Source organism: Acidaminococcales bacterium (assembly GCA_031290885.1).
Lineage (GTDB): Bacteria > Bacillota > Negativicutes > Acidaminococcales > JAISLQ01 > JAISLQ01.
The window spans coordinates 1-19300 of sequence record JAISLQ010000070.1; the positions used below are offsets into that span (position 1 = coordinate 1).

Genomic DNA, 19300 nt, shown 5'->3' on the forward strand with positions numbered 1-19300 from the left:
GCCCAAAGAAAAACAAAGCCCCAAAATCAAAGTAGTCAAAGTGGCCGCTTTGTTTGGGGATGCCATCTTGCGCATATTTAACGAGCAATCGGTCGTAAAATCGTTTATCTGAGCGCACAGATAACTGCGGGGCAACTCACCCGCTCCGCCCAATTATGCCGCGAAGCTACGGGGAATCGGATTCTCCGTGCTTAAAACCCCGCTGTATTTGCGGCCAATTTACCGCCCCGCTTTGCTCCAAAGCCTCGCCGATCCTCGGGTTCGCCTGCGTTTTGCGCCGCGCAATACGGCGAATTGTCCCGAAAAGCTTAGTCATGCCTAAATCTGAGGGCAGCATAAAACCGGATAACTGCCCAATATTTTAAACCAAAGGGTATTTCCCTTGACCTCGTTCAGCGCCTCTTCAACGCCAGGCGAAAAAGCGCCGCCTTCCAAGTCGAGAAAAAATATATAGCGGCCGAGCGCCGTGCGCGCCGGGCGCGACTCTATGCGCACGAGGTTTATCTTTCTGGCGGCAAAGCTCTGCAACAGTCCGCAAAGCACGCCCGACTTGCTCCCGTCCAACTCACAGGCAATGGAGGTCTTGACGGCGTTTTCTTCCGGCGCGGCAAAAGGCGTGGGCCGAAGCACGACGAAACGCGTGTAATTTACGGCGTTGTCCTGCATGTCTTCCCGCCTTATGCTGAGATTGTATATTTGCGCCGCCTCCGCGGAACTTATCGCGGCAACGCGATCGTCCCCGGCGGCCAGCGCCGCCGCTTCCGAAGTGCTGCCGGTTTCCCTCAGGGGGACGCCGGGATAAAATTTCCTCAAGTTTTCCCGGCACTGGGCCAAAGCCTGCGGGTGGGACATGATAACGCCGACGGACGCGCTGCCGCTGCGCGCCGCGAGATGATGGCGGATGCGCCAGACCAGCTCCCGCGCAATACAAAAACCGCTTTCGCCCGACAGTCTGTCCAAGGTAATGTTGATTGAGCCTTCCAAGGAATTTTCGATCGGCACAACGCAAAGTTCCGCCTCTTTTGCGCAAACGGCGTCAATGGCCCCGGCAATGGCATGGTAAAGCCGTATGTTTTCTTTGGGAAACAAGTACCTGGCGGCGGCCTCGCTGTGGCTGCCCTTTGGCCCCAGGCAAGCGACGTTTCGTTGTTGCGGCATATTTTCTCCCGCGCACTTGTGTTTTTTTGCCTTATGAAATATATTAATATTATATTTTATTTGTTTTAACCTGACAAGATGCCCTGCCAGCGGCGGCCTGTCAGATTGGATTGTTTTATTGCTTTAAAGCCAACTTGATTTGCGAGGGGTGTGCGTTTTGGCAGACAGACGAATATGGGTAGACGAATTGCAACCGGGGATGCGCCTTGCCGCGCCAATTATGCTGCGCGGCATAATCTTGGTCAACGAAAAATCCATAGTAACGGCAAAAATGATCGAGCAATTGAAGACGCACGCCGAGATTTTGACTGTCCAGGTGGAAAAGGAAAATTCCAAAAGGCCGCTTTCTTTGTGGGAGCGGGCAGTGCGGCAAACTTATGAAGAAACCGTCAACAAGGTCAAAGATGTCTTTACCGCGTCAAGGGAAACCAAACAGGTCCCGATGAACGACATTGTCGAGCTTGCCAGCTATACGGTCAGCAATCTGCTGTCCCAGGACTTTGTTTTGCAGTCTTTGAAAAACCTCAACAGCCACGACGAATACACCTACCATCATTCGGTCAACGTCGGCGTACTTTGCGGCGCTTTGGGCAAATGGCTCAAATACGACGAAGAGACGCTTTTTTCCTTGGTGCTGGCAGGCATATTGCACGATGTCGGCAAATCGCAAATACCTCTGGAAGTGCTGAACAAACCGGGCAAACTGACCGCCGCGGAAATGTCGGTAATGAGAATGCATACGGTGTACGGCTATGAGATGCTCAAAGACATACACAGCCTTCCGGATGAAATAAAACTGGCGGCTCTACAGCATCATGAAAAATTTGACGGCACAGGCTACCCTTCCGGCCTGAAAGAGGATGCAATAAGCGACTTCGCCAAAATAGTGGCGGTTACCGATACCTATGACGCCGTAACCAGCAACAGGGTATACCAGAAAGCCCGTTCCCCTTTCAGCGTCATTGAAATATTTGAAGAAGAAATGTATATAAGGCTTGATTCCAAAATCTGCCTGCCGATGCTCGCCAAAATCAAAAACACGCTGATCGGGCGGCAGGTAATAACCGACGACGGCCGGCGCGCCAAAATCATATTTATCGGGCAGCAAGCAAATGACGATATGATCTTGCAGTCCGAAGACGGGGAATTGATCAGCTTGGGCATGAAGGATTACAAATATTTCAAGGACTATTTGGGCTGAAGCTTCTATGCCCTTCCGCGCGCGCCCGTCCTTGCCGCAACGGAAAACGTCCGCCGCGGCCGGCAAGCGGCTAGCAGGTTTTCCTTGATAAAAATATTCATAAAACACATTATATGGTATTGCGAAAACGAAAAATATACTATATAATGTGTATCGTAGAAATTGTTCCGCTTAACAACTTGCGGATCGCCATTTGGGGGAGGAATAGTAAGATGCAGTTTGTGTTTAATGACGTTGTGGTAAAGTGCCCTGATGAAATGCCTATGCAGGAGGCGCAAGGCTACGTCCGGGATCAGCTTGATTTAAAACCCGCTCAGCGCTTGGTTGAGATGGAGATAGGGATAGACGGCGACGACGTCAAGCTTGAGCCGCATTACGCTTCGGTTGTGCGCGTGCGCAGGATAACCGGTTATCTCAGCACCATACCGAGGTTCAACGACGCCAAAATAGAAGAAGAAGAAAGCAGGCTAAAGCACATACAATAACCATAGGCCAGCGAAAAGCGCCCGGTCCCGGCAAAAGCCTTGGGGCCGGGCGCGGGTATTTTTCAAGCCGTCAGCGCCGCAAGGTCAATGGCCGGATGTTCATAAAAATCAGTATCATTTAACGCCAAGCTTGCGCGTCAGCATAACTTCGCCGACGCCGAGGCGCAAGGCTTTGGCAATGTCTACGTCGTCATAGCCGCTGGCCGCCAAGCGCAATATTTGTTTGCGCCGGAATTTCGGCTCCGCGCCGGCCATATCAAAGTCCGGCGCGCCATTTTGGGCAATGCCCTTTATACTGCTTTCCCTTTCTGTCGGCGGCGCCCCGTTTTCATCTGGCGTCCGCGCGGCGAAAGATGCTTTTGCGGCGGGCGGCGTGGACATTCTGTCGTGGTTTTTGCGCGGCCTTTGGTTTGTTGCGTCAAGTTCGTCGTCAAGATGCAGCGCCGTTTTATAGTTCGCCTTGATAAGATGTTCGGCAAAAGAAGGCTGCCCGGCCATTTTCGTTTCCGTCCGCTCCGTTTCTTTGTCGGCGGCATTTTTTCCCAGTTCGCTCATCGCTATTTTGTATAATTTTTCTTCCGCTATCTTGTTTCTGATCTTTAATTCGTCGATTGCCTCTTCCGCCTGCGCCAGAAGCTGCGCCAAGTCGCCGCTGGCGCCGGATATCCTGTCGACGGCGTCATTGGCCGTCGCTTCGATTTTTTTCTCAAACGTTCTCACCTGCTCTTCAAAATCAAGCGAAAACAGGCGTGAAAGCATGCGGCGCTTGCACACCAAAAAGAACAAAAGCGACAATAACACGAGGACAGTTATCACGCCTGAATACAGTTTAAACACTTCCTTATGAAATTATATCCAGATTCTTGCCGACCAGCGGATCCAAGCTTACTTTAGCTTTTTTTCCCCCGCCGTCCGGCGCTTCGTTGTCTTTGTCCGTCGGCGCTCGCTCGGGCGACTTTAAAGAGTTTTTCTTTTTTTTGCCTTCTTTTTGTTCTTTTTCTTTGTCCCGGTTTACCTTGCTAAACTCGCCGCGCTGAGTTTCTTGCACTTGCTCCTGGCGCAATATGGCTTCTTTTTGCAGCTTCTCGGCAAACAGTTGCTGGCTGGCCGCCGCCTGGTCGTTCTGTACTGCCTGGAATTTGCCCACATCTGTGGTATGGGGCAAAATAACCTGCATATCTACCGGACGTATGCTCATAACATCACCCCCGCGTTTCATTTTGCCTAGTGCCGCGATATATAAGCTGACCTTTGCGCAGATTTTAGCGGCGCAAAATCACAGACGGAATTTTTTATTGATTGTAAGGGGCGAATTTCACTTCGTTGTCGTCCAAATAAAACAAGGAAAATTGCAGAATGTCCCTCACCGGGTAAACTACGTTGTTTATGATTAATTTCACGCCCGGGTAAACCAACCCGCTGCATTTTATCTTGCCGATGCTGAGTTTGGAAAAATCTTCCTCAATGCCAACAAGCCGCTCTTTCATTTCGTTGATGCTGCCCAAAAGCGAAAAATTCGCTTTGGTCATCTTCATATAAAGCTCCTGCCTGCTTTCCGGCACAACGGCGCTGTCGTCAGGCTTGATCAGCAGAAGCGACTTTTTTATGCTTTCCTGTTTGCTTAGCGTTTCCCGATAACTTTCTTTCAGCCGGACATATTCTTCTTTCAGCGCGGGGTTTATCCCCACTTCCACTATCGTCGGCGGCGCCATTTGCGTACCGATATTTTTTGAATCGACTTCCTCGCCGGCGGTTACGCGCCCGCCGGCAATCAGCCCTTTGCTGCCTGTAACAAGCACTTTCCGGCCGGAGCTTACCTTGCTGTGCAGGATCGTATCCGTTATTTTGATGTCGCCGCCGGCGTAAAGGACGGCGTTTTCAACGAATTTGGCGGTGATTGACTCTTCGGCTTTCACATAAGAATCGTTCGCGCTTTGTATGCCGTGCTTGACTTCAATTGTTTTGCCTTCCACCGTTCCGCCGAAAATGCTGCCGTTTATCCGGACGTTGCCCTGCGCTTTTACAAAAAAACCTTGCTGCACGTTGCCTTTTATCAATACGTTGCCGGGGAAGGTAATATTGCCGGTAGACAAATCTATGTCGCTCTTTATTTCAAGCACCGGCAAAACTTCCATCCGGTCTTTGTTTATCACTAAATGGCCGGCGGTTTTGGCAACAAACAAGTTGCCCTCCACCGCTATGTTCTTGCCCACGTTCATTTTCCGGTCTTTGCCTGCAACGCTTTTTAAAATCCTGCCTTTGACCGTGCTGCCGTCTTCGCCTTTTTTGAAGGGTATTTTTTCCGCGATTACCTCTCGTTCCGCCACGGCGGTAAACAAATCAAGATCTTTGTAGTCGACGCGGCCGCCGCTGATTGCTTTCGGTTTGCCCTTTTCATCGTTGACCTGCTGTTTGAAGATTATTTGCGCGTCATGCCCGTTGACAGAATCCTTGCCCACGGCTATGAGGAATTGTTTGCCCGGATTGGCGAGCGCCTGTTCCGCTGCTTTTTCGTCAATGCCAAATACAATGCCTCTTTTTTTCAGTTCATCCAATATGTCTTCCCGGGAAAATTTCATATGCTGGGCACTGCCTGAAATGCATACAAACGCTTTCATGTCATTTTCGGCGATAACCACGTCAATGCTCGGCTTGTCAACGCCAGCCACGATGACGTCGTTTCCCGTAACGGAGATCGCTTTGTTTATGGCCGCATCGTCAATGTTTTTCGCGTCGAACTTTTTCAGCAGTTCTTTTACTGCCTTGACCGTTACCATGTTGTCCGCGTTTTTTTCAGTTACGTTCAGATATATGGATTCACCGCGGACTTCGAGGGAAAAACAGCCCGTTTCGTTGTCAATAGTTTCTTTCGGAGCAATTGCCACGCAAACATCCCTCCCGTTCACAATAGAGCTTCTTTTATGTCAGTAAGGGCATTTCTCAGCCTGAATATACCTTTCGTATGAAGCTGTGAAATTCGGGCTTCCGACAGTGTCATCACCGCGCTTATTTCCTTCAGCGTCAGCCCTTCATAATAATAAAGGGACATTACCAAGCGTTCCCGCCCCGGCAACCGCTCAATGGCCTGCGTCAGCAACTCTTTTACCTCCGTCCGCTCGAAATCGTCGGTAAGGTTGCCGACGCCGCCCCGCCCGCTTTCTTCCGTTTGGGAAAATTCTTCCAGCGGGATGACCGTAACAACTTGAATTTCCGACAGCAATGTTTGCAATTGTTCCTCGGACATGGACAGCTCCCTGGCTATCTCCTTGTCGGTCGCGGAACGCCCCAGCCGTCCTTCGAGCGTCTGCAGCGCGTTTTGGTATTGTTTGGCTTTCTGGCGGACAGAGGCCGGTATCCAGTCTTGTACGCGCAAAGCGTCCAAAATTGCCCCTCTGATCCTGACCGTGGCGTATGTCTCAAACTTTACGCCCCGCTCCGCGTCATAACGCTCAATGGCTTGCAAAAGGCCGATAAAGCCTGTGCTGAGAAAATCATCGCGATCGACGTAAGCGGGAAGGCTTATCCCCAACCGGCCGGCAACGATTCTAACCAAAGGCAAATAGTGCTCGGCAAGTTGATTGCGCAATTTCAGGCTGCGCGTCTGCGTATATTCTTTCCATGCGTCAAGAAGCAAGTTTTCATCTTTGAAAATCATGAATAGTTACCCCGCAAACGGTCATTCTGATTTTTTATCTGCCACTACTATTTTATCAAAAGAATCGTCATACGCATTGTCGCTGTTCATGTCGCCCGCAGCCGCGCCCTGCGATTCTTTCGCATCTTCGCCGCCAACGGCTTTTTCCTTTAATGCCGAAAAAGCCCCCAAATATTCTCTTTCCAAAAAATCCGCGAACAAAAAGCCAACGGCCGCAAATAGGACAAAAGAAAAGGCCATGCGCAAGATTACGGTCCACGTCCCGGAAATCCCCGCCGAAAACGCGAAAAAAACTGTAGACAAAGCGGCCAGCAAAGCTATGGCCAACATTACAAAAAGATTAAACTTATTAAATTTTAATCGTCTTACAATGTCTGCCTTCATCATTATATCTCTTTCTCGCCTTTGCTTATTGTCCGTATCCTAAATTTGCCTGTCTCCAACAAAAGCTCCACCGTCCTGCCGTAATTTTCCCCCGTATCGGAAGCGACTACGGGAATTCCCAGCTTTTTAAGCACGGCGCGGACGCTTTCCTCGTTGCGCTCGCCTATCTTCATTATGTCGGTTGCCTTGTTCAAAGCGAACATTTGCGCCCCGCCGGCGATTTTGGCTTGCAGCGACGCTTTGTGCGCCCCTTTGCCAAGCAATTCGTTCAAAAGCAGCGGCAGGCACTTGTCGGCAAATTTGGCCGGGTTTTCCGTTGGCTTGGACTGAGCGCTGTCCGGCAGCATGATATGGGCCAGCCCACCTATTTTTGTCCTTGTATCGTAAAGGGCTATCCCTATGCAGGAACCCAGCCCATAAGTAATAAGGGAATCAGGGGCGCTGCCTGATTTATAATCCGCCAGTCCGACTTTAATCAACTCGGGCATTATTCGCTCACCCCAATGGCAGCTAATATGGCGGCTAATGAACCTGGATCGGGAATAAGGAAAAAATGTCCGTTTATGCCGTCGTCATCAGTTTTAAAGACGGTTTCGATTACCAGAGCGTGATCTCCCATCTGCCCCAACTGTACGAGCACGATACTTAGAAGCGCCGCCGCCATGTCCATGGCAAGAGCCGGAATCGACGGCAAAAGCGTAAGTTTGGTGAAATAGGACAAGGCGTTAAGGTATGCGCTCGCCAAAATGTTGCCTATTTCCATGAGCGCGGATTCGTCCATTACGGTAAAGGTGTAATCTTGTGATTTTTCACGCCCCATGAGCATGTTTACCAGATCAAACGCGCTATTGATCGGCATTATGAACAGTATGCTGCCCGGCGCTTGCCCAAACACCCTAAGATAAACGCCGGCGACCATATTGTCCGGCCCGCCTACTATGTCGGGCACGTCGCCGAGCGGCAAGATCGACACTTCCGGCACGGTCATGTCGATACGTTTATTTATAATCTGCGACAAAGCCGTTGCGGCGTTGCCGGCGCCGACATTGCCGATTTCCTTCAGCGCATCAAGCTGCGCCGGAGTAAGTTCCAACACATCATCGCTCATAAAACAAAGTCACTCTCCTTAAAATGGCAACACGCAAAACAAGGCCGCCCCCTCCTCGCGGGCAAGCCGCGAAAACCGGCAAATCCGCGTATTTGCCTTTTCCGCCGTCCGCCGTACTTGTCAATATCTGCGGCCGAAACATCTGCCGGGGATGCCAAGGTCATGCCAGCCCCACTATTTCTTTTACGCTCAGCATGATGAGCAACCGGTTGTTGTGTTTGCCAACGCCGACGACAAACCTGTTTTCAACGTTGGTGTCAATGCTGCTGGGCGGTTCTATGTCCGCTTTGTCAATAATTGACACTTCCGAGACGGCGTCTACCGTAACCCCGAAGGAAATATCGTCAACACTCAATATGATTATCCTGCTGTCTTCAGTTTTTGCGGTACTGGGAAGGCTAAGGCGCTTTTTCAGGTCAATTACCGGCAACACGCTCCCGCGCAGATTCATCACGCCCAAATAATATTCCGGCGTTTTGGGCACTCGCGTGATGGCCAGCATTTTCCTGATTTCGCTGACATGCCCTATGTCAATGGCATACTCTTCCATTGCCAGCTTGAATACCACCAATTGTATCTCTTCACGTACACGCGTTTCGTCGCTATTTTTAGCCAAACTTCTATTTTCGCTCATCTTATCGCCTCCGTCATTTCTAAGAATCTAAGAAGTCTGCATTACCGTCGCTATGTCAAGGATAAGCGCGACGCTTCCGTCGCCTAAAACGGTAGCGCCGGCGATAACGCTTATATTTGTCATAAGTTTGCCCAGGGATTTTATGACTATGTCATGCTGCCCAACGAGCGTATCGACGATTATGCCGGCTTTCTGCTCGCCCATGTGGACGATCACGATGTACAGCTCTTCCGCCGCCGGCTTCGCCTCCTCCGCCGACACGTTCAAAGTACGGTTCAACCTGATGATAGGGATTATCTGCCCGCGCAGCAAGAATACCTCCTTGTTTTGCACGGTGGAAATGTCGGTGGGCACAATGTTGATCGTGCTGTCAATCGACCCGAGCGGTATGGCGTAAGTTTCATCGGCTACTTTTATCAGGAGCGCCTGGATGATGGCCAAGGTAAGCGGCAAACGTATTTTGAACTTGCTGCCGGCTCCAAGTTTTGTTTCCACGTCAACATTGCCGCCCAAAGCTTCGATCTTTGTCCTGACCACATCCATGCCTACGCCGCGCCCGGATATGTCGGTCACGACAGAGGCGGTGGAAAATCCCGGCGCGAAAATTATCTTTATCGCTTCGTTGTCATCCATCTTGTCGGATTCCTGCTGGGTTATGACGCCTTTTTCCACTGCCTTGCGCTTGATAAAGGCCGGGTCAATGCCTTTGCCGTCGTCTTCTATGTCGATGACTACGTTATTGCCTTCGTGCGATGCTATGAGCTTGACGTTGCCGGTAGGTTTTTTCCCGGCCGCCCGCCGTTCTTCCGCGCTTTCTATGCCGTGGTCAAGGGAGTTTCTCAATATGTGCATTAAGGGATCGCCGATCTCGTCTATGACCGTCCGGTCAAGTTCGGTTTCCTCGCCTTCAATTATCAGGTTGATTTCCTTGTTGAGCTCCCGGGAAATGTCCCTGACCATGCGCGGAAACCGATTGAACACCTGGCTGATCGGCACCATCCGTATCTTCATGACAATTGTCTGCAGTTCGGTCGTAACCCGATCCATTTGCTCAATAGTTTCCACCAGGTCAGGCAGCCTGTGCATTATGCCAATTTGCGCAAGCCTGGTTTTGTTGATGACTATTTCCCCGACGATGTTTAAAAGCGTGTCAAGTTTGTCAATGTCCACGCGCACGGACTGCACGCTTTTCACTTTATGGTCTTCGGCCTTTTTCGCGGCCGGGGCGTCGTGCTTTTCCGCGGCGCCCGCCGTGGGCGAGGACGCTTTGCGCGCCGCGTCTTCGGTTAAAGCGCCGGCGGCAAAGTCCGGCAGTTTATTAATTTCAACGCTGACGATTTCCGAAATGCCAAGCAGCCTGTCCTTCATTCCGTCTATATCTTTGCCCGATAAAAGCACTACGTCAAAACTTAGCCCAAAACGCTCCTTCTCCAGGTCTTCGGCGGACGGGACGGTTTTAATGACTTCGCCGAAATCTTCAAGGCTGGTCATTACCATATAAACGCGAGCCGCTTTGAGCATGCATTTTTCGTCCAAAGCAATCTTTATGTGCAGTCCGGCAAGCCCTTGTCCTTGCGCGGCCGCGATGATGTCCTTGTCGATGTCGCTAAGTTCTATGGCAACGGTTTCCATATCGGGCGCCGGCGCGTCGGGTTTCGCTGCCGCCGCTGTTTTGGCCGGTGCCGCGCCGCCCTTGGGGGTAATTTTTTTAAGTTCCTGCACCAGCGCCGAAACGTCTTCCCCTTTTTCCCCGTTGCCGGCGCTCTCCACCAGGCGCTCAAGCGTGTCAACGCACCGGAAAAGCAAGTCGATTATGTTTTCGTCGCATTTTAAGGTTTCTTTGCGCAAAAGATCCAAGACATTTTCCATTTCATGGGTAAGCTCGGCAATTACGGTAAAGCCCATAGTCGCCGACATGCCTTTCAGTGTGTGAGCGCTGCGAAATATTTCGCCAAGGACGGAAATATTGCCGGCATCGTTTTCAAGGTCAAGCAACGATTTATTTAACGCTTGCAGGTGTTCACGGGATTCTTCCATGAACATGCCCATATACTGGTTTACATCCATCAACCAACACCTCCAAATTTACTAAATAACCGCCATGACTATCGCATTGGCAATCTCATGCAAAGGCAATACTTTATCGACAACGCCAAGTTCGGCGGCGGCTTTCGGCATCCCGTAAACAATCGCGGTTTCCTGGCTTTCCGCTATAGTATAGCCGTTTTCTTTTTTTATTTTTGCCATGCCGGCGGCCCCGTCCTGTCCCATGCCCGTCAACAGAACCGCCACGCAATTTGCGCCGTACACCTGCGCCGCGGACTCAAACATCGTGTTTACCGCCGGCCGGTGCAGGCCAACCGGGGGATCTTTGGACAATTTTATGAGGGCAGCTCCCCTTTCGCGGGCAAAACGCATATGAAAGTCGCCGGGCGCTACATAAACGGTACTTTTCTGCAGCGGTTCATTGTTTTCCGCCTCTTTTACATTTACTTGCGAGCAAGCGTTCAGCCTGTCCGCCAGCGACTTGGTAAACCCCGGCGGCATGTGCTGCACGACCGCTACCGCGCAGGGAAGATTGGCGGGCAGGTTTGGAATCACTTCCTGCAAGGCTTTTGGCCCTCCGGTAGACGTCCCGATCGCCACAAGCCTCTCCTTTGCTTTGGCGCCTATGGCCGGTATGTCCACAGGCTTTTGCGCCGCAGAATTTTTCTGCAATTCCAAGATGTTGGCGTTAACGGCATCGCGACAGATTGCAAGCAACATTTTTTTCACCGTGTCAAGATCGTTTTTGTCTTTGGTAACAAAGTCAACCGCGCCGTAAAGAAGGGCCTTGACCGTCTCTTCCGAGCCCTCCTTGGTCTGCGAGCTTACAACTACCACCGGCAGCGGCATATCGCGCATAATTATTTTAAGCGCGTCCAAACCGTTCATCACGGGCATTTCTATGTCAAGCGTAACCAAGTCCGGACTCAGGCTCTTTATTTTGCCGATAGCCTCCAATCCGTTCTGCGCGGTTCCGACAACTTGGAAGTCTTTGGTGCCGTTGAACATATCGGAAAATATTTTGCGTATGAAAAATGAATCGTCAACTATCAAAACTTTTTTCAATCGATCGTTCACTTCACTCTCTTTTTGAATTGTCGCGTTATATTTACATAAGGATGCCTTTGTTGCGTTCTTCCAAAAGGCGCGCGTTCAGGAACTTTATTATTTTATTGCGGACAAATTCATCCAGGTTGACAAACTGAAGGGCTATGGCAAAAAGCGACTTGCCCTCGCCGTCTTTTTTCATATCTATTCTTACGACCACCGCGATTGACTGTACGATGTCCGTATCCGACAACGGGATTTCCAGCCAAACTTTTGTGCCCAGCCGCAAAGATACATCGTTTGACAGCAAAAGGACGCCGCCGCCGCTTAAATTTTGCGAAACAGTATCGGTCTCGGTTTCCACGATCGGCCTGCCGGTTTCTTCGCTGACAATAAAATAACAGACAGGCAGGTGTACGGGATATCGGAAAAAGTTCCTTTGCTGTATTCTTTTCACGTTTTCCGGTTTTTTTATTATCCAGAAGGGAAGCGGTTGCATGACGATTTCCAGCAAGACGGACTCGAAAGAATAAAGTATGCCTTCGCCGGCTATCGCCCGCCCCAAGATTGGCGTCCCTATCGGCAGGTATAAAGGCACGGCCTTGCGCATAGGCGTCGCTATCACAAGATCGTTGCCCCGGTAATCCTCAATGCGGCTTGACAGATATTCCAAGACGTCATGCGGGGCAATTTCCAGCCGCTGGTTTACTAAAAATGGACTGCTTATATCCATTTTATTTTCCTACTTTCGTGAATTTATATTAAGAAACTTCTTGAAAAAACCGTAGCGACCTTTCTTGTCCGCCGGTTCAAAGCCCAAAATAAGCTTGCGGGCAATACCGGCAATGCAACCGGCCGCCGGCGAATCGGGCGATTGCAGCAAAAGCGGGCGTTGCGAGCGGATGGATTGGGAGACCGCAGGGTCTTCAAAAATGTATCCTATTTGCCGCAGTTGCACGGACAAAAACTTGACCGCGACTTTGCAGAGTTTATCCGCCACAACGGAACTTTCGGCGGCGCTGCCGACGCGGTTGACAACAAGCCTTAAGGCGGCTTTGCCGGCATTGTCATTGCCGGCGTACGCTTTTATAAGCGCGTAGGCGTCGGTCAGCGACGTAGGCTCGGGGGTGGCGACAAGCAAGATGTCGTCCGCCGCCATGAGAAAGTTCATAACAGTGTCCCCCATGCCTGCCCCTGTGTCCAAAAGTATAAAATCCATCGCCTTTTCAAATTGCGACGCTTGGCTGAGTATTCTCTGCAATTCCAGGTTGGTGAGGGAAACCAAGGACTTTATGCCCGATCCCCCGGGCAGGAACTTGATGTTTCGCGGCCCGGTAACCACCACTTCCTCAAATGAGCGGACGCCTTCAATAATGTCAATCAGGCTGTATTTTGCTATCAGCCCCATCATGACGTCAATATTGGCCATGCCTATGTCGGCGTCGACAATCAGGACTTTTTTTCCGTAGTTTGCCAGCGCCAACGCCAAATTGACGGCAAAGCTGCTTTTTCCCACCCCGCCTTTGCCGCTGGCAATAGCAAGCACATGGGCGGCGGCGCATTCAGGCTCGCCGCCCTTTTCATTCAAAGCAATGCACCTTTCAGACAATTCCCTCAATCGTTCAGCCTGATCAACCATGTCAATCCCTCAACAGCATATTTGTCAAATACTGCGGTTCTGCCGGATGAATATCGTCAGGAACATTTTGCCCGTTGGTAACATAGGATATTTTAAGTTCAAAGAATTGGTGCATTATGTTGAATATGTTGCCGATATTGCGCGTTTCGTCGATTTTCGTGAAAATAACTTTGTCGGAAAAACAGCCGGCAAACCTGTCGATGATCTCCAGCAAATCCTGATAAGTAGTAACCGTGCTGAGCACCAAGTGCGCCTCTATGGCATCATCCGCTTCCAGAAGCCTTTTCAGTTCGTCCATCTGTTCTTCGTTGTGCTGGCTGCGGCCGGCCGTGTCAATCAGCACCAGTTCCTTGTCTTTGTGCCTGTTGATGCATTTTTTCAGTTCGCCGGCCGAATACACCACGTCCATGGGAACATTCAGTATCGTTGCGTATGTCCTCAATTGTTCCACCGCCGCTATCCTGTAAGTATCCGCTGTTATAAAAGCTGTGTCAACATTGTCCGCCAAGGCAAATTTCGCCGCCAGCTTTGCCAGCGTGGTGGTCTTGCCAACTCCCGTCGGCCCTACCAGGGCGACTTTCTTGCAGCCGGGGACGGCAACCTTTATGCCGCCGGACGGCCTTATATAATCAATCAAGCGATCATGGAGCATTTTTTTGATCGCTCCCGGGTTTTTATTCAATATGGCCAGGGAAGCCGGAAACCCTTTTAAAATCTGCTCCGCGAGCCCAGGCGCAATTTCTTTCTTTACAAGATAATCATACCACGGATTGGCCGCATTTGTCTTGGTTTTTGATAAAAGTTGTTCCAGCATCTGACGGATGCCGGCAAGTTCGCTTTTCAAATCCTCGCCCGAGCCCTCGGCAGATTCCGTTTTGGGAACGGGCAAGCTGTCTGCGCCTGTTGCGGCGCTTGCCTTTTCCTTTGCCGGCGCGGCGGAGACGGCAGCCACCTCCGGTTTTGCCGGCGCGGCGCCAGTTACAATCCTCTCCGGCACCAGCGGCTCGATCACTTTTTGCATCTCGGCGTATACGGCGCCGGCGGAAGCGGCCGGCTCTGCCGGCGCAAAGCTATGCGCCGCCGCGGCGGGCTTTTCCACGACCGGCGCCGCCGGCTTGGCCCTTACCAGCGATTTTACTGCGATCTCCCGCGGCGGGCCGGCGGGTTTCGCCGCCGGTTTGCTTGCCGGACGGGCTGCTTCGCTGCGACTTGCCGACGCTGCGCGCAAATTGCCGGATGCTGTAACCGCCGGCTGCTCGTCCTCCGCCACCGCCGCCACTTCAACGATTTCACGCCCGAATATCCAGCCTTTGCGGAGTTTCTTGGTATAAAGTATGATCGCGTCCCGCCCCAATGCTTCTTTCACCTGGCTAACCGCTTCCTGCATAGTTGAGGCTGTAAATATCCGGTATCTCATCTATATCTTCACCATTCCCATAGCTTGTATCTCCGTCTTTGGCTCAAGTTCGGCATAAGACAAAACTGTAAGGCCGGGGGCGGAACGTTCCACTATCCTGCGCACATAGAGCCTGGCGTTAGGATTGGTAAGGACGATCGGCTGATACCCCATATTGGTCAATTTGGCGATTTCCTGGTTGAGCGAATTAATAAACGCCTGCATGGTTTTGGGGTCCAGGTTTACATAAGAACCCTGCTCAGTTTTTTGCGCGGATTGCACGATAATGTTTTCCAGTTCCACATCGACGGTTATACAGGCCAGGACGCCGCTTTGGGCGAATTGTTTGGTTATTTGCCGGGAAAGCGCGTGCCGGACGTATTCGGTCAGTATTTCCGTATCTTTGGTCAAAGCTCCGTAATCGGCCAAGGTCTCAAAAATGGTAACAAGGTCGCGTATGGATACGCGTTCCCGCAAGAGGCTTGCCAATACTTTCTGCAATTCGCCCAGCGAGATTATATTGGGCATGAGTTCTTCCACCACGGCCGGATAGTTGCCGCGCACGGAATCAACCAGCGTTTGCACGTCCTGGCGGCCGAGTATTTCCGCCGCGTTGGCTTTTATGATCTCCGTTATGTGGGTGGCGAGGACAGAAATCGGGTCAACCACCGTATAGCCCAACATTTCGGCGTTTTCCCTCTCCTGTTCCTGTATCCAAATCGCCGGCAGGCCAAAAGACGGCTCCAGCGTTTCTATGCCTTCAATGTCAAATTCCGCCTGCCCGGGGTTCATTGCCAAGTAGTGATCGAGCAAAAGCTCGCCTTTGGCGATTTCGACCCCTTTCAGTTTGATAATATAGGCGTTTGGCTTTAGCTGTATATTGTCCCGGATGCGGATGGTAGGCACGACAAAGCCCATTTCCAAAGCGCACTGGCGCCTGATCATGATTATGCGGTCCAAAAGGTCCCCGCCCTGGCTGGCGTCAACCATAGGGATAAGGCTGTAGCCAATTTCCAGTTCCATAGGGTCCACCTGCAAAAGCGAAACGACGTTTTCCGGTTTTTTGATTTCTTCGATCTCTTTTTCTTCCTGCCGGGTAATCTCGTCCGCAACCCGGCTTATAATGGTCTGGCTGAGCGTGCGCGCGATAATGCCGACAATTATGCCCAAAACCACGAAGGGCACGCCCGGCAGCCCCGGAACCAAAGAGAGCAAAAACAACACGACCGCCGTTATATAAAAAACGCGCGGCTTGGTCAGGAGCTGGCTGACAACGTCATGCCCCATGTCAGAATCCGAAGCGGCGCGGGTCACTATTATGCCGGTAGCGGTGGATATGAGCAGGGCCGGTATTTGGTTGACCAAGCCCTCGCCGACGGTAAGCAGGGTATACGTCTGCAAAGCGCCGGTTATGCCCATGCCCCTTTGCAGCACGCCGATGACAAATCCGCCCACGATGTTGATCATGACGATGATAATGGCCGCGACCGCATCGCCTTTGACAAACTTGCTGGCGCCGTCCATCGCCCCGTAAAAATCAGCCTCGCGCTGTATTTTCACGCGCCGTTCTTTTGCTTCCGTTTCCGTGATAAGGCCGGAATTCAAATCGGCGTCTATGCTCATTTGCTTGCCGGGCATGGCGTCAAGCGTAAACCTCGCCGTTACCTCGGCGACCCTCTCCGCGCCCCTGGTGATAACAATGAACTGGATAATGACCAGTATTATAAAAACAATAAAGCCGACTACCGCGTTGCCGCCTATGACAAATTCCCCGAACGACTGTATGACCTCGCCCGCGTAGCCATAGAGCAAGATCAGGCGGGTGGAGGAAACATTCAGCGCCAGACGGAAAAGGGTCGTTACCAAAAGCAGCGACGGGAACACGGAAAATTGCAGCGGCTCGGTGTTATAAATCGACACCATGACGATCATCAGCCCCAGCGTTATGTTGGCGGCAAGGAACAAGTCAAGGGCAAAAGGCGGCAGGGGAATGATCATCATGACGACGATCGTGATGACCGCTATAGTTATCAGCACATCGCTGTATTTTGTTATCCTGGTCAACCATGACGGCGTGTATTCCAACTCCGGGGACTCCTTTATGCAAACTGATTAATATTGTTCGCAGATTAAAACCATACTGTCTTTGCGGCCAATTTGCCGCCCCGCTGTGCGCCGAAATCTCGCCGGGCATGTGCGGTTTGCCCACGTTTTGCGCCGCGCAAGGCGGCAAACTGTCGCGTAAATCCCGTTCCTGTTTTAGTCCGGGAACAATGCAAAACAAATTTGCGCAACCGGCGGCCAAAGGCAAACCCCCGTCCGCCGCCGGTCAGGCCAGGCGGCGCTTTAGCTTGTAGACGTAAGCGAGCACTTCGGCCACCGCCTGGTAAAGCTCGAAAGGTATGTATTCGCCGATATCGGCCGTCTGATAAAGCGCCCTGGCCAAAGACTTGTTTTCGACAATCGTAACTTTGCTGTCATTGGCGGTTTCTTTTATTTTAAGGGCGATATAGTCCTGGCCTTTGGCTACCACCAAAGGCGCGGGCATGCCCGCCGAATATTTCAGCGCGACCGCGAAATGGGTCGGGTTGGTTATGACCACGTCCGCTTTCGGAACTTCCTGCATCATCCTGCGCATGGCCAACTCGCGCTGTTTGGAGCGAATCCTGCTTTTGATCTGCGGGTTGCCTTCCGTCTGCTTGTACTCTTCCTTAATTTCCTGTTTGGTCATCTTCAGGTTTTCCCTGTGCGTATACCATTGATAATAATAATCGAAAGCCGCGATCACCAGCATAACGGCGCCCACGCGAAAACCAAGGTCTATTATCAGCCCGCCGAAAAACAGGCTTCCGCGCTCAACGTCTTCGCCAATCAGCCCCGGCAATATATGCACCTGTTTTTCCACGAAAGTGTAGATAAAATAACCGATTATTGCTATTTTCAACAAAGATTTTACCAAATTGACCAGCGCGGCCTTGGAAAAAAATATCCGGGAAAGCCCGCTCATGGGATTTATCCTGCTGAAATCAGGAAACAAAAGTCCGGGGTTGAACATGAAGCCGACCTGCAAATAATTGATCAAAAGGCCGATCAGCGCGATCACCAGCATAAGCGGGATGACTATCTTCAAAAAAAATGTGATCATGAACAAGGTAAGCGATTGTATGGAATCAACGTCAAAAGCCGTGCGGCCAAATTCGGAAAACATGTACAGCATCAATTTTTTCAGTTCGCCGATCATATACTGGCCGTTGAGGCTCAAAAAATAAAACGCCGCCAGCATAATAAACGCGGAATTTATCTCGACGCTTTTGGCGACCTGGCCTTTCCCGCGGGCTTCCTGCTTGCGCTTGGGCGTTGCCTCTTCGGTCTTTTCGCCTGCGAACAGCTGCAGGTCAAAAACCAAAGAACCTTCTTCAATTGGCGAATATTGAGAGCAGTTTGTATATGTTTTCGGAAACTTCGCCATAAGCCACCTTTAAGAAGAATATATACGTCGGCAAAAAAACACTCAGCATAAAGACTCCGACGGCCAGCTTCAACGGGATGCCAACGACAAATACGTTCATTTGCGGCATGGTGCGGGCAAGCATGCCCATAGACACGTCCACGAGCAAAGTGGTTATTATCATGGGCATGGCGAGCTTGAAAGCCGTCAGGAACATATTCGTAAAAAGCCCCAGCACAAACTCGGCCATTTGCGGCTGAAAAGCCGCGCGGGCAACCGGCATAAGATCAAAGCTCTCAAGCAGGGCCTGCAGGAAAAGATGATGCAGGTCCGCCGCGAAAAACACCAGAACAAAAAGCATTTGCAAAAAGTTGCCCAAAAGCGGCATTTGCGTTCCCGACTGCGGATCGACCACGTGCACTATGCCAAAGCCCACCTGCGTGTCCAGCATCTGCCCGGCAACCTGTATAATGGCAAAAAATACCGCCATAACAAGCCCGATGCACGCCCCAACGATAAATTCCCCAAAGACAAGAAGTATATAGGAGGCGGCGCTATCCGTAACCGGGGCGCCCGCTTTTTGCGCGAGCGCCGGTATCGCCACCAGCGTTATGGCCATTGCGGAAAGCACCCGGATCCGCGCGGGAACGTTCCGGCTGCTGAACATGGGCGCCGTGGAAAATATGCCGCTCACGCGCGCAAACACCAGAAGGGCAAAAACAAGGTTTTGCTGGACAAACTGTATCAATTCCATGTTTTCGCGCTTATTTGATCATGGCCGGCAAATTCTCGAAAATCTGGCGCGTGAACCCAATCAACATGTTGAGCATGGCGGAACCGAAGATAACTATGCCCACAAAAACCGCCAGTATCTTTGGTATGAAAACCAGCGTCTGCTCTTGGATTTGAGTGGTGGCTTGGAAAACGCTCACCAAAATGCCGACAAGCATGCCAAGACCCAGCATGGGCGCGGAAACAAGCATTACAATAAGAAGCGCGTCCCTGCCCACTTGAACCGCGTAGTCAACATTCATAAAAATACCTCTATATAAAACTATCCATAAGCGATTTGATGATCAGGTGCCAACCGTCAACCAGC

The 19300-nt window shown here is 51.3% G+C and carries 20 protein-coding genes; 2 read left to right on the forward strand and 18 right to left on the reverse strand.

What is annotated here, in order from left to right:
• Positions 1–318 precede the first annotated feature (318 nt).
• Positions 319–1158 (reverse strand): prephenate dehydratase, encoded by an 840-nt coding sequence (pheA, locus tag LBO03_08705; protein ID MDR3349651.1) that lies wholly within the window; start codon positions 1156–1158, stop codon positions 319–321.
• Positions 1159–1315: 157 nt separating this feature from the next.
• Here pheA and LBO03_08710 point away from each other — a divergent pair, with 157 nt between their 5' ends.
• Positions 1316–2359 carry an HD-GYP domain-containing protein gene (locus LBO03_08710; protein ID MDR3349652.1) on the forward strand — a complete coding sequence of 348 codons (1044 nt, stop codon included), beginning with the start codon at positions 1316–1318 and terminating at the stop codon, positions 2357–2359.
• Positions 2360–2571: 212 nt separating this feature from the next.
• A complete protein-coding gene (locus LBO03_08715; protein ID MDR3349653.1) occupies positions 2572–2844 on the forward strand; it encodes a hypothetical protein in 273 nt (90 codons plus the stop codon).
• 114 nt (positions 2845–2958) lie between these two features.
• On the opposite strand, the gene LBO03_08720 is transcribed toward LBO03_08715, so the two are convergent.
• From LBO03_08720 to fliQ, 17 genes are all read right to left on the reverse strand, one after another.
• Positions 2959–3603: a hypothetical protein gene (locus LBO03_08720; protein ID MDR3349654.1), complete on the reverse strand. Its 645-nt coding sequence runs from the start codon at positions 3601–3603 to the stop codon at positions 2959–2961.
• An 82-nt stretch (positions 3604–3685) separates the two neighbouring features.
• Positions 3686–4042, reverse strand: coding sequence for a hypothetical protein (locus tag LBO03_08725; GenBank protein MDR3349655.1), 357 nt, complete (start codon positions 4040–4042; stop codon positions 3686–3688).
• Between the two features lie 94 nt (positions 4043–4136).
• Positions 4137–5729 (reverse strand): FapA family protein, encoded by a 1593-nt coding sequence (locus tag LBO03_08730; protein MDR3349656.1) that lies wholly within the window; start codon positions 5727–5729, stop codon positions 4137–4139.
• A gap of 17 nt (positions 5730–5746) precedes the next feature.
• On the reverse strand, positions 5747–6499 hold the full coding sequence (locus LBO03_08735; protein MDR3349657.1) for a FliA/WhiG family RNA polymerase sigma factor: 753 nt from the start codon (positions 6497–6499) through the stop codon (positions 5747–5749).
• Positions 6500–6520: 21 nt separating this feature from the next.
• Positions 6521–6886 carry a hypothetical protein gene (locus LBO03_08740; GenBank protein ID MDR3349658.1) on the reverse strand — a complete coding sequence of 122 codons (366 nt, stop codon included), beginning with the start codon at positions 6884–6886 and terminating at the stop codon, positions 6521–6523.
• Complete coding sequence (locus LBO03_08745) at positions 6886–7371, reverse strand: chemotaxis protein CheD (protein ID MDR3349659.1); 486 nt, start codon at positions 7369–7371, stop codon at positions 6886–6888. The genes LBO03_08740 and LBO03_08745 overlap by 1 nt, the downstream gene beginning before the upstream one ends.
• On the reverse strand, positions 7371–7991 hold the full coding sequence (locus tag LBO03_08750; GenBank protein ID MDR3349660.1) for a chemotaxis protein CheC: 621 nt from the start codon (positions 7989–7991) through the stop codon (positions 7371–7373). Before LBO03_08750 ends, LBO03_08745 begins: the two co-directional genes overlap by 1 nt.
• A gap of 160 nt (positions 7992–8151) precedes the next feature.
• Positions 8152–8625 carry a chemotaxis protein CheW gene (locus LBO03_08755; protein ID MDR3349661.1) on the reverse strand — a complete coding sequence of 158 codons (474 nt, stop codon included), beginning with the start codon at positions 8623–8625 and terminating at the stop codon, positions 8152–8154.
• Between the two features lie 27 nt (positions 8626–8652).
• Complete coding sequence (locus tag LBO03_08760; GenBank protein MDR3349662.1) at positions 8653–10692, reverse strand: chemotaxis protein CheA; 2040 nt, start codon at positions 10690–10692, stop codon at positions 8653–8655.
• 21 nt (positions 10693–10713) lie between these two features.
• Complete coding sequence (locus tag LBO03_08765) at positions 10714–11748, reverse strand: chemotaxis response regulator protein-glutamate methylesterase (GenBank protein MDR3349663.1); 1035 nt, start codon at positions 11746–11748, stop codon at positions 10714–10716.
• A 31-nt stretch (positions 11749–11779) separates the two neighbouring features.
• A complete protein-coding gene (locus tag LBO03_08770; protein MDR3349664.1) occupies positions 11780–12451 on the reverse strand; it encodes a flagellar brake domain-containing protein in 672 nt (223 codons plus the stop codon).
• 9 nt (positions 12452–12460) lie between these two features.
• On the reverse strand, positions 12461–13357 hold the full coding sequence (locus tag LBO03_08775; protein ID MDR3349665.1) for a MinD/ParA family protein: 897 nt from the start codon (positions 13355–13357) through the stop codon (positions 12461–12463).
• 1 nt (position 13358) lies between these two features.
• Positions 13359–14774: a flagellar biosynthesis protein FlhF gene (flhF, locus tag LBO03_08780; GenBank protein MDR3349666.1), complete on the reverse strand. Its 1416-nt coding sequence runs from the start codon at positions 14772–14774 to the stop codon at positions 13359–13361.
• Positions 14775–16838 carry a flagellar biosynthesis protein FlhA gene (gene flhA / locus LBO03_08785; protein ID MDR3349667.1) on the reverse strand — a complete coding sequence of 688 codons (2064 nt, stop codon included), beginning with the start codon at positions 16836–16838 and terminating at the stop codon, positions 14775–14777.
• A gap of 244 nt (positions 16839–17082) precedes the next feature.
• Positions 17083–18159 carry a flagellar biosynthesis protein FlhB gene (gene flhB / locus LBO03_08790; GenBank protein ID MDR3349668.1) on the reverse strand — a complete coding sequence of 359 codons (1077 nt, stop codon included), beginning with the start codon at positions 18157–18159 and terminating at the stop codon, positions 17083–17085.
• Positions 18160–18169: 10 nt separating this feature from the next.
• A complete protein-coding gene (gene fliR / locus LBO03_08795; protein MDR3349669.1) occupies positions 18170–18955 on the reverse strand; it encodes a flagellar type III secretion system protein FliR in 786 nt (261 codons plus the stop codon).
• A gap of 10 nt (positions 18956–18965) precedes the next feature.
• Positions 18966–19235 carry a flagellar biosynthesis protein FliQ gene (gene fliQ, locus LBO03_08800; GenBank protein ID MDR3349670.1) on the reverse strand — a complete coding sequence of 90 codons (270 nt, stop codon included), beginning with the start codon at positions 19233–19235 and terminating at the stop codon, positions 18966–18968.
• Positions 19236–19300: the final 65 nt, after the last annotated feature.

What these genes read in the sequence shown, in the direction of transcription:
- pheA (MDR3349651.1), bottom strand. Translation starts at nt 1,158, where the DNA reads ATGCCGCAACAACGAAACGTCGCTTGCCTGGGGCCAAAGGGCAGCCAC.
- LBO03_08715 (MDR3349653.1), top strand. Translation starts at nt 2,572, where the DNA reads ATGCAGTTTGTGTTTAATGACGTTGTGGTAAAGTGCCCTGATGAAATG.
- LBO03_08720 (MDR3349654.1), bottom strand. Translation starts at nt 3,603, where the DNA reads ATGCTTTCACGCCTGTTTTCGCTTGATTTTGAAGAGCAGGTGAGAACG.
- LBO03_08725 (MDR3349655.1), bottom strand. Translation starts at nt 4,042, where the DNA reads ATGAGCATACGTCCGGTAGATATGCAGGTTATTTTGCCCCATACCACA.
- LBO03_08735 (MDR3349657.1), bottom strand. Translation starts at nt 6,499, where the DNA reads ATGATTTTCAAAGATGAAAACTTGCTTCTTGACGCATGGAAAGAATAT.
- LBO03_08740 (MDR3349658.1), bottom strand. Translation starts at nt 6,886, where the DNA reads ATGATGAAGGCAGACATTGTAAGACGATTAAAATTTAATAAGTTTAAT.
- LBO03_08745 (MDR3349659.1), bottom strand. Translation starts at nt 7,371, where the DNA reads ATGCCCGAGTTGATTAAAGTCGGACTGGCGGATTATAAATCAGGCAGC.
- LBO03_08750 (MDR3349660.1), bottom strand. Translation starts at nt 7,991, where the DNA reads ATGAGCGATGATGTGTTGGAACTTACTCCGGCGCAGCTTGATGCGCTG.
- LBO03_08755 (MDR3349661.1), bottom strand. Translation starts at nt 8,625, where the DNA reads ATGAGCGAAAATAGAAGTTTGGCTAAAAATAGCGACGAAACGCGTGTA.
- LBO03_08760 (MDR3349662.1), bottom strand. Translation starts at nt 10,692, where the DNA reads ATGGATGTAAACCAGTATATGGGCATGTTCATGGAAGAATCCCGTGAA.
- LBO03_08770 (MDR3349664.1), bottom strand. Translation starts at nt 12,451, where the DNA reads ATGGATATAAGCAGTCCATTTTTAGTAAACCAGCGGCTGGAAATTGCC.
- LBO03_08775 (MDR3349665.1), bottom strand. Translation starts at nt 13,357, where the DNA reads ATGGTTGATCAGGCTGAACGATTGAGGGAATTGTCTGAAAGGTGCATT.
- flhF (MDR3349666.1), bottom strand. Translation starts at nt 14,774, where the DNA reads ATGAGATACCGGATATTTACAGCCTCAACTATGCAGGAAGCGGTTAGC.
- fliR (MDR3349669.1), bottom strand. Translation starts at nt 18,955, where the DNA reads ATGGAATTGATACAGTTTGTCCAGCAAAACCTTGTTTTTGCCCTTCTG.
- fliQ (MDR3349670.1), bottom strand. Translation starts at nt 19,235, where the DNA reads ATGAATGTTGACTACGCGGTTCAAGTGGGCAGGGACGCGCTTCTTATT.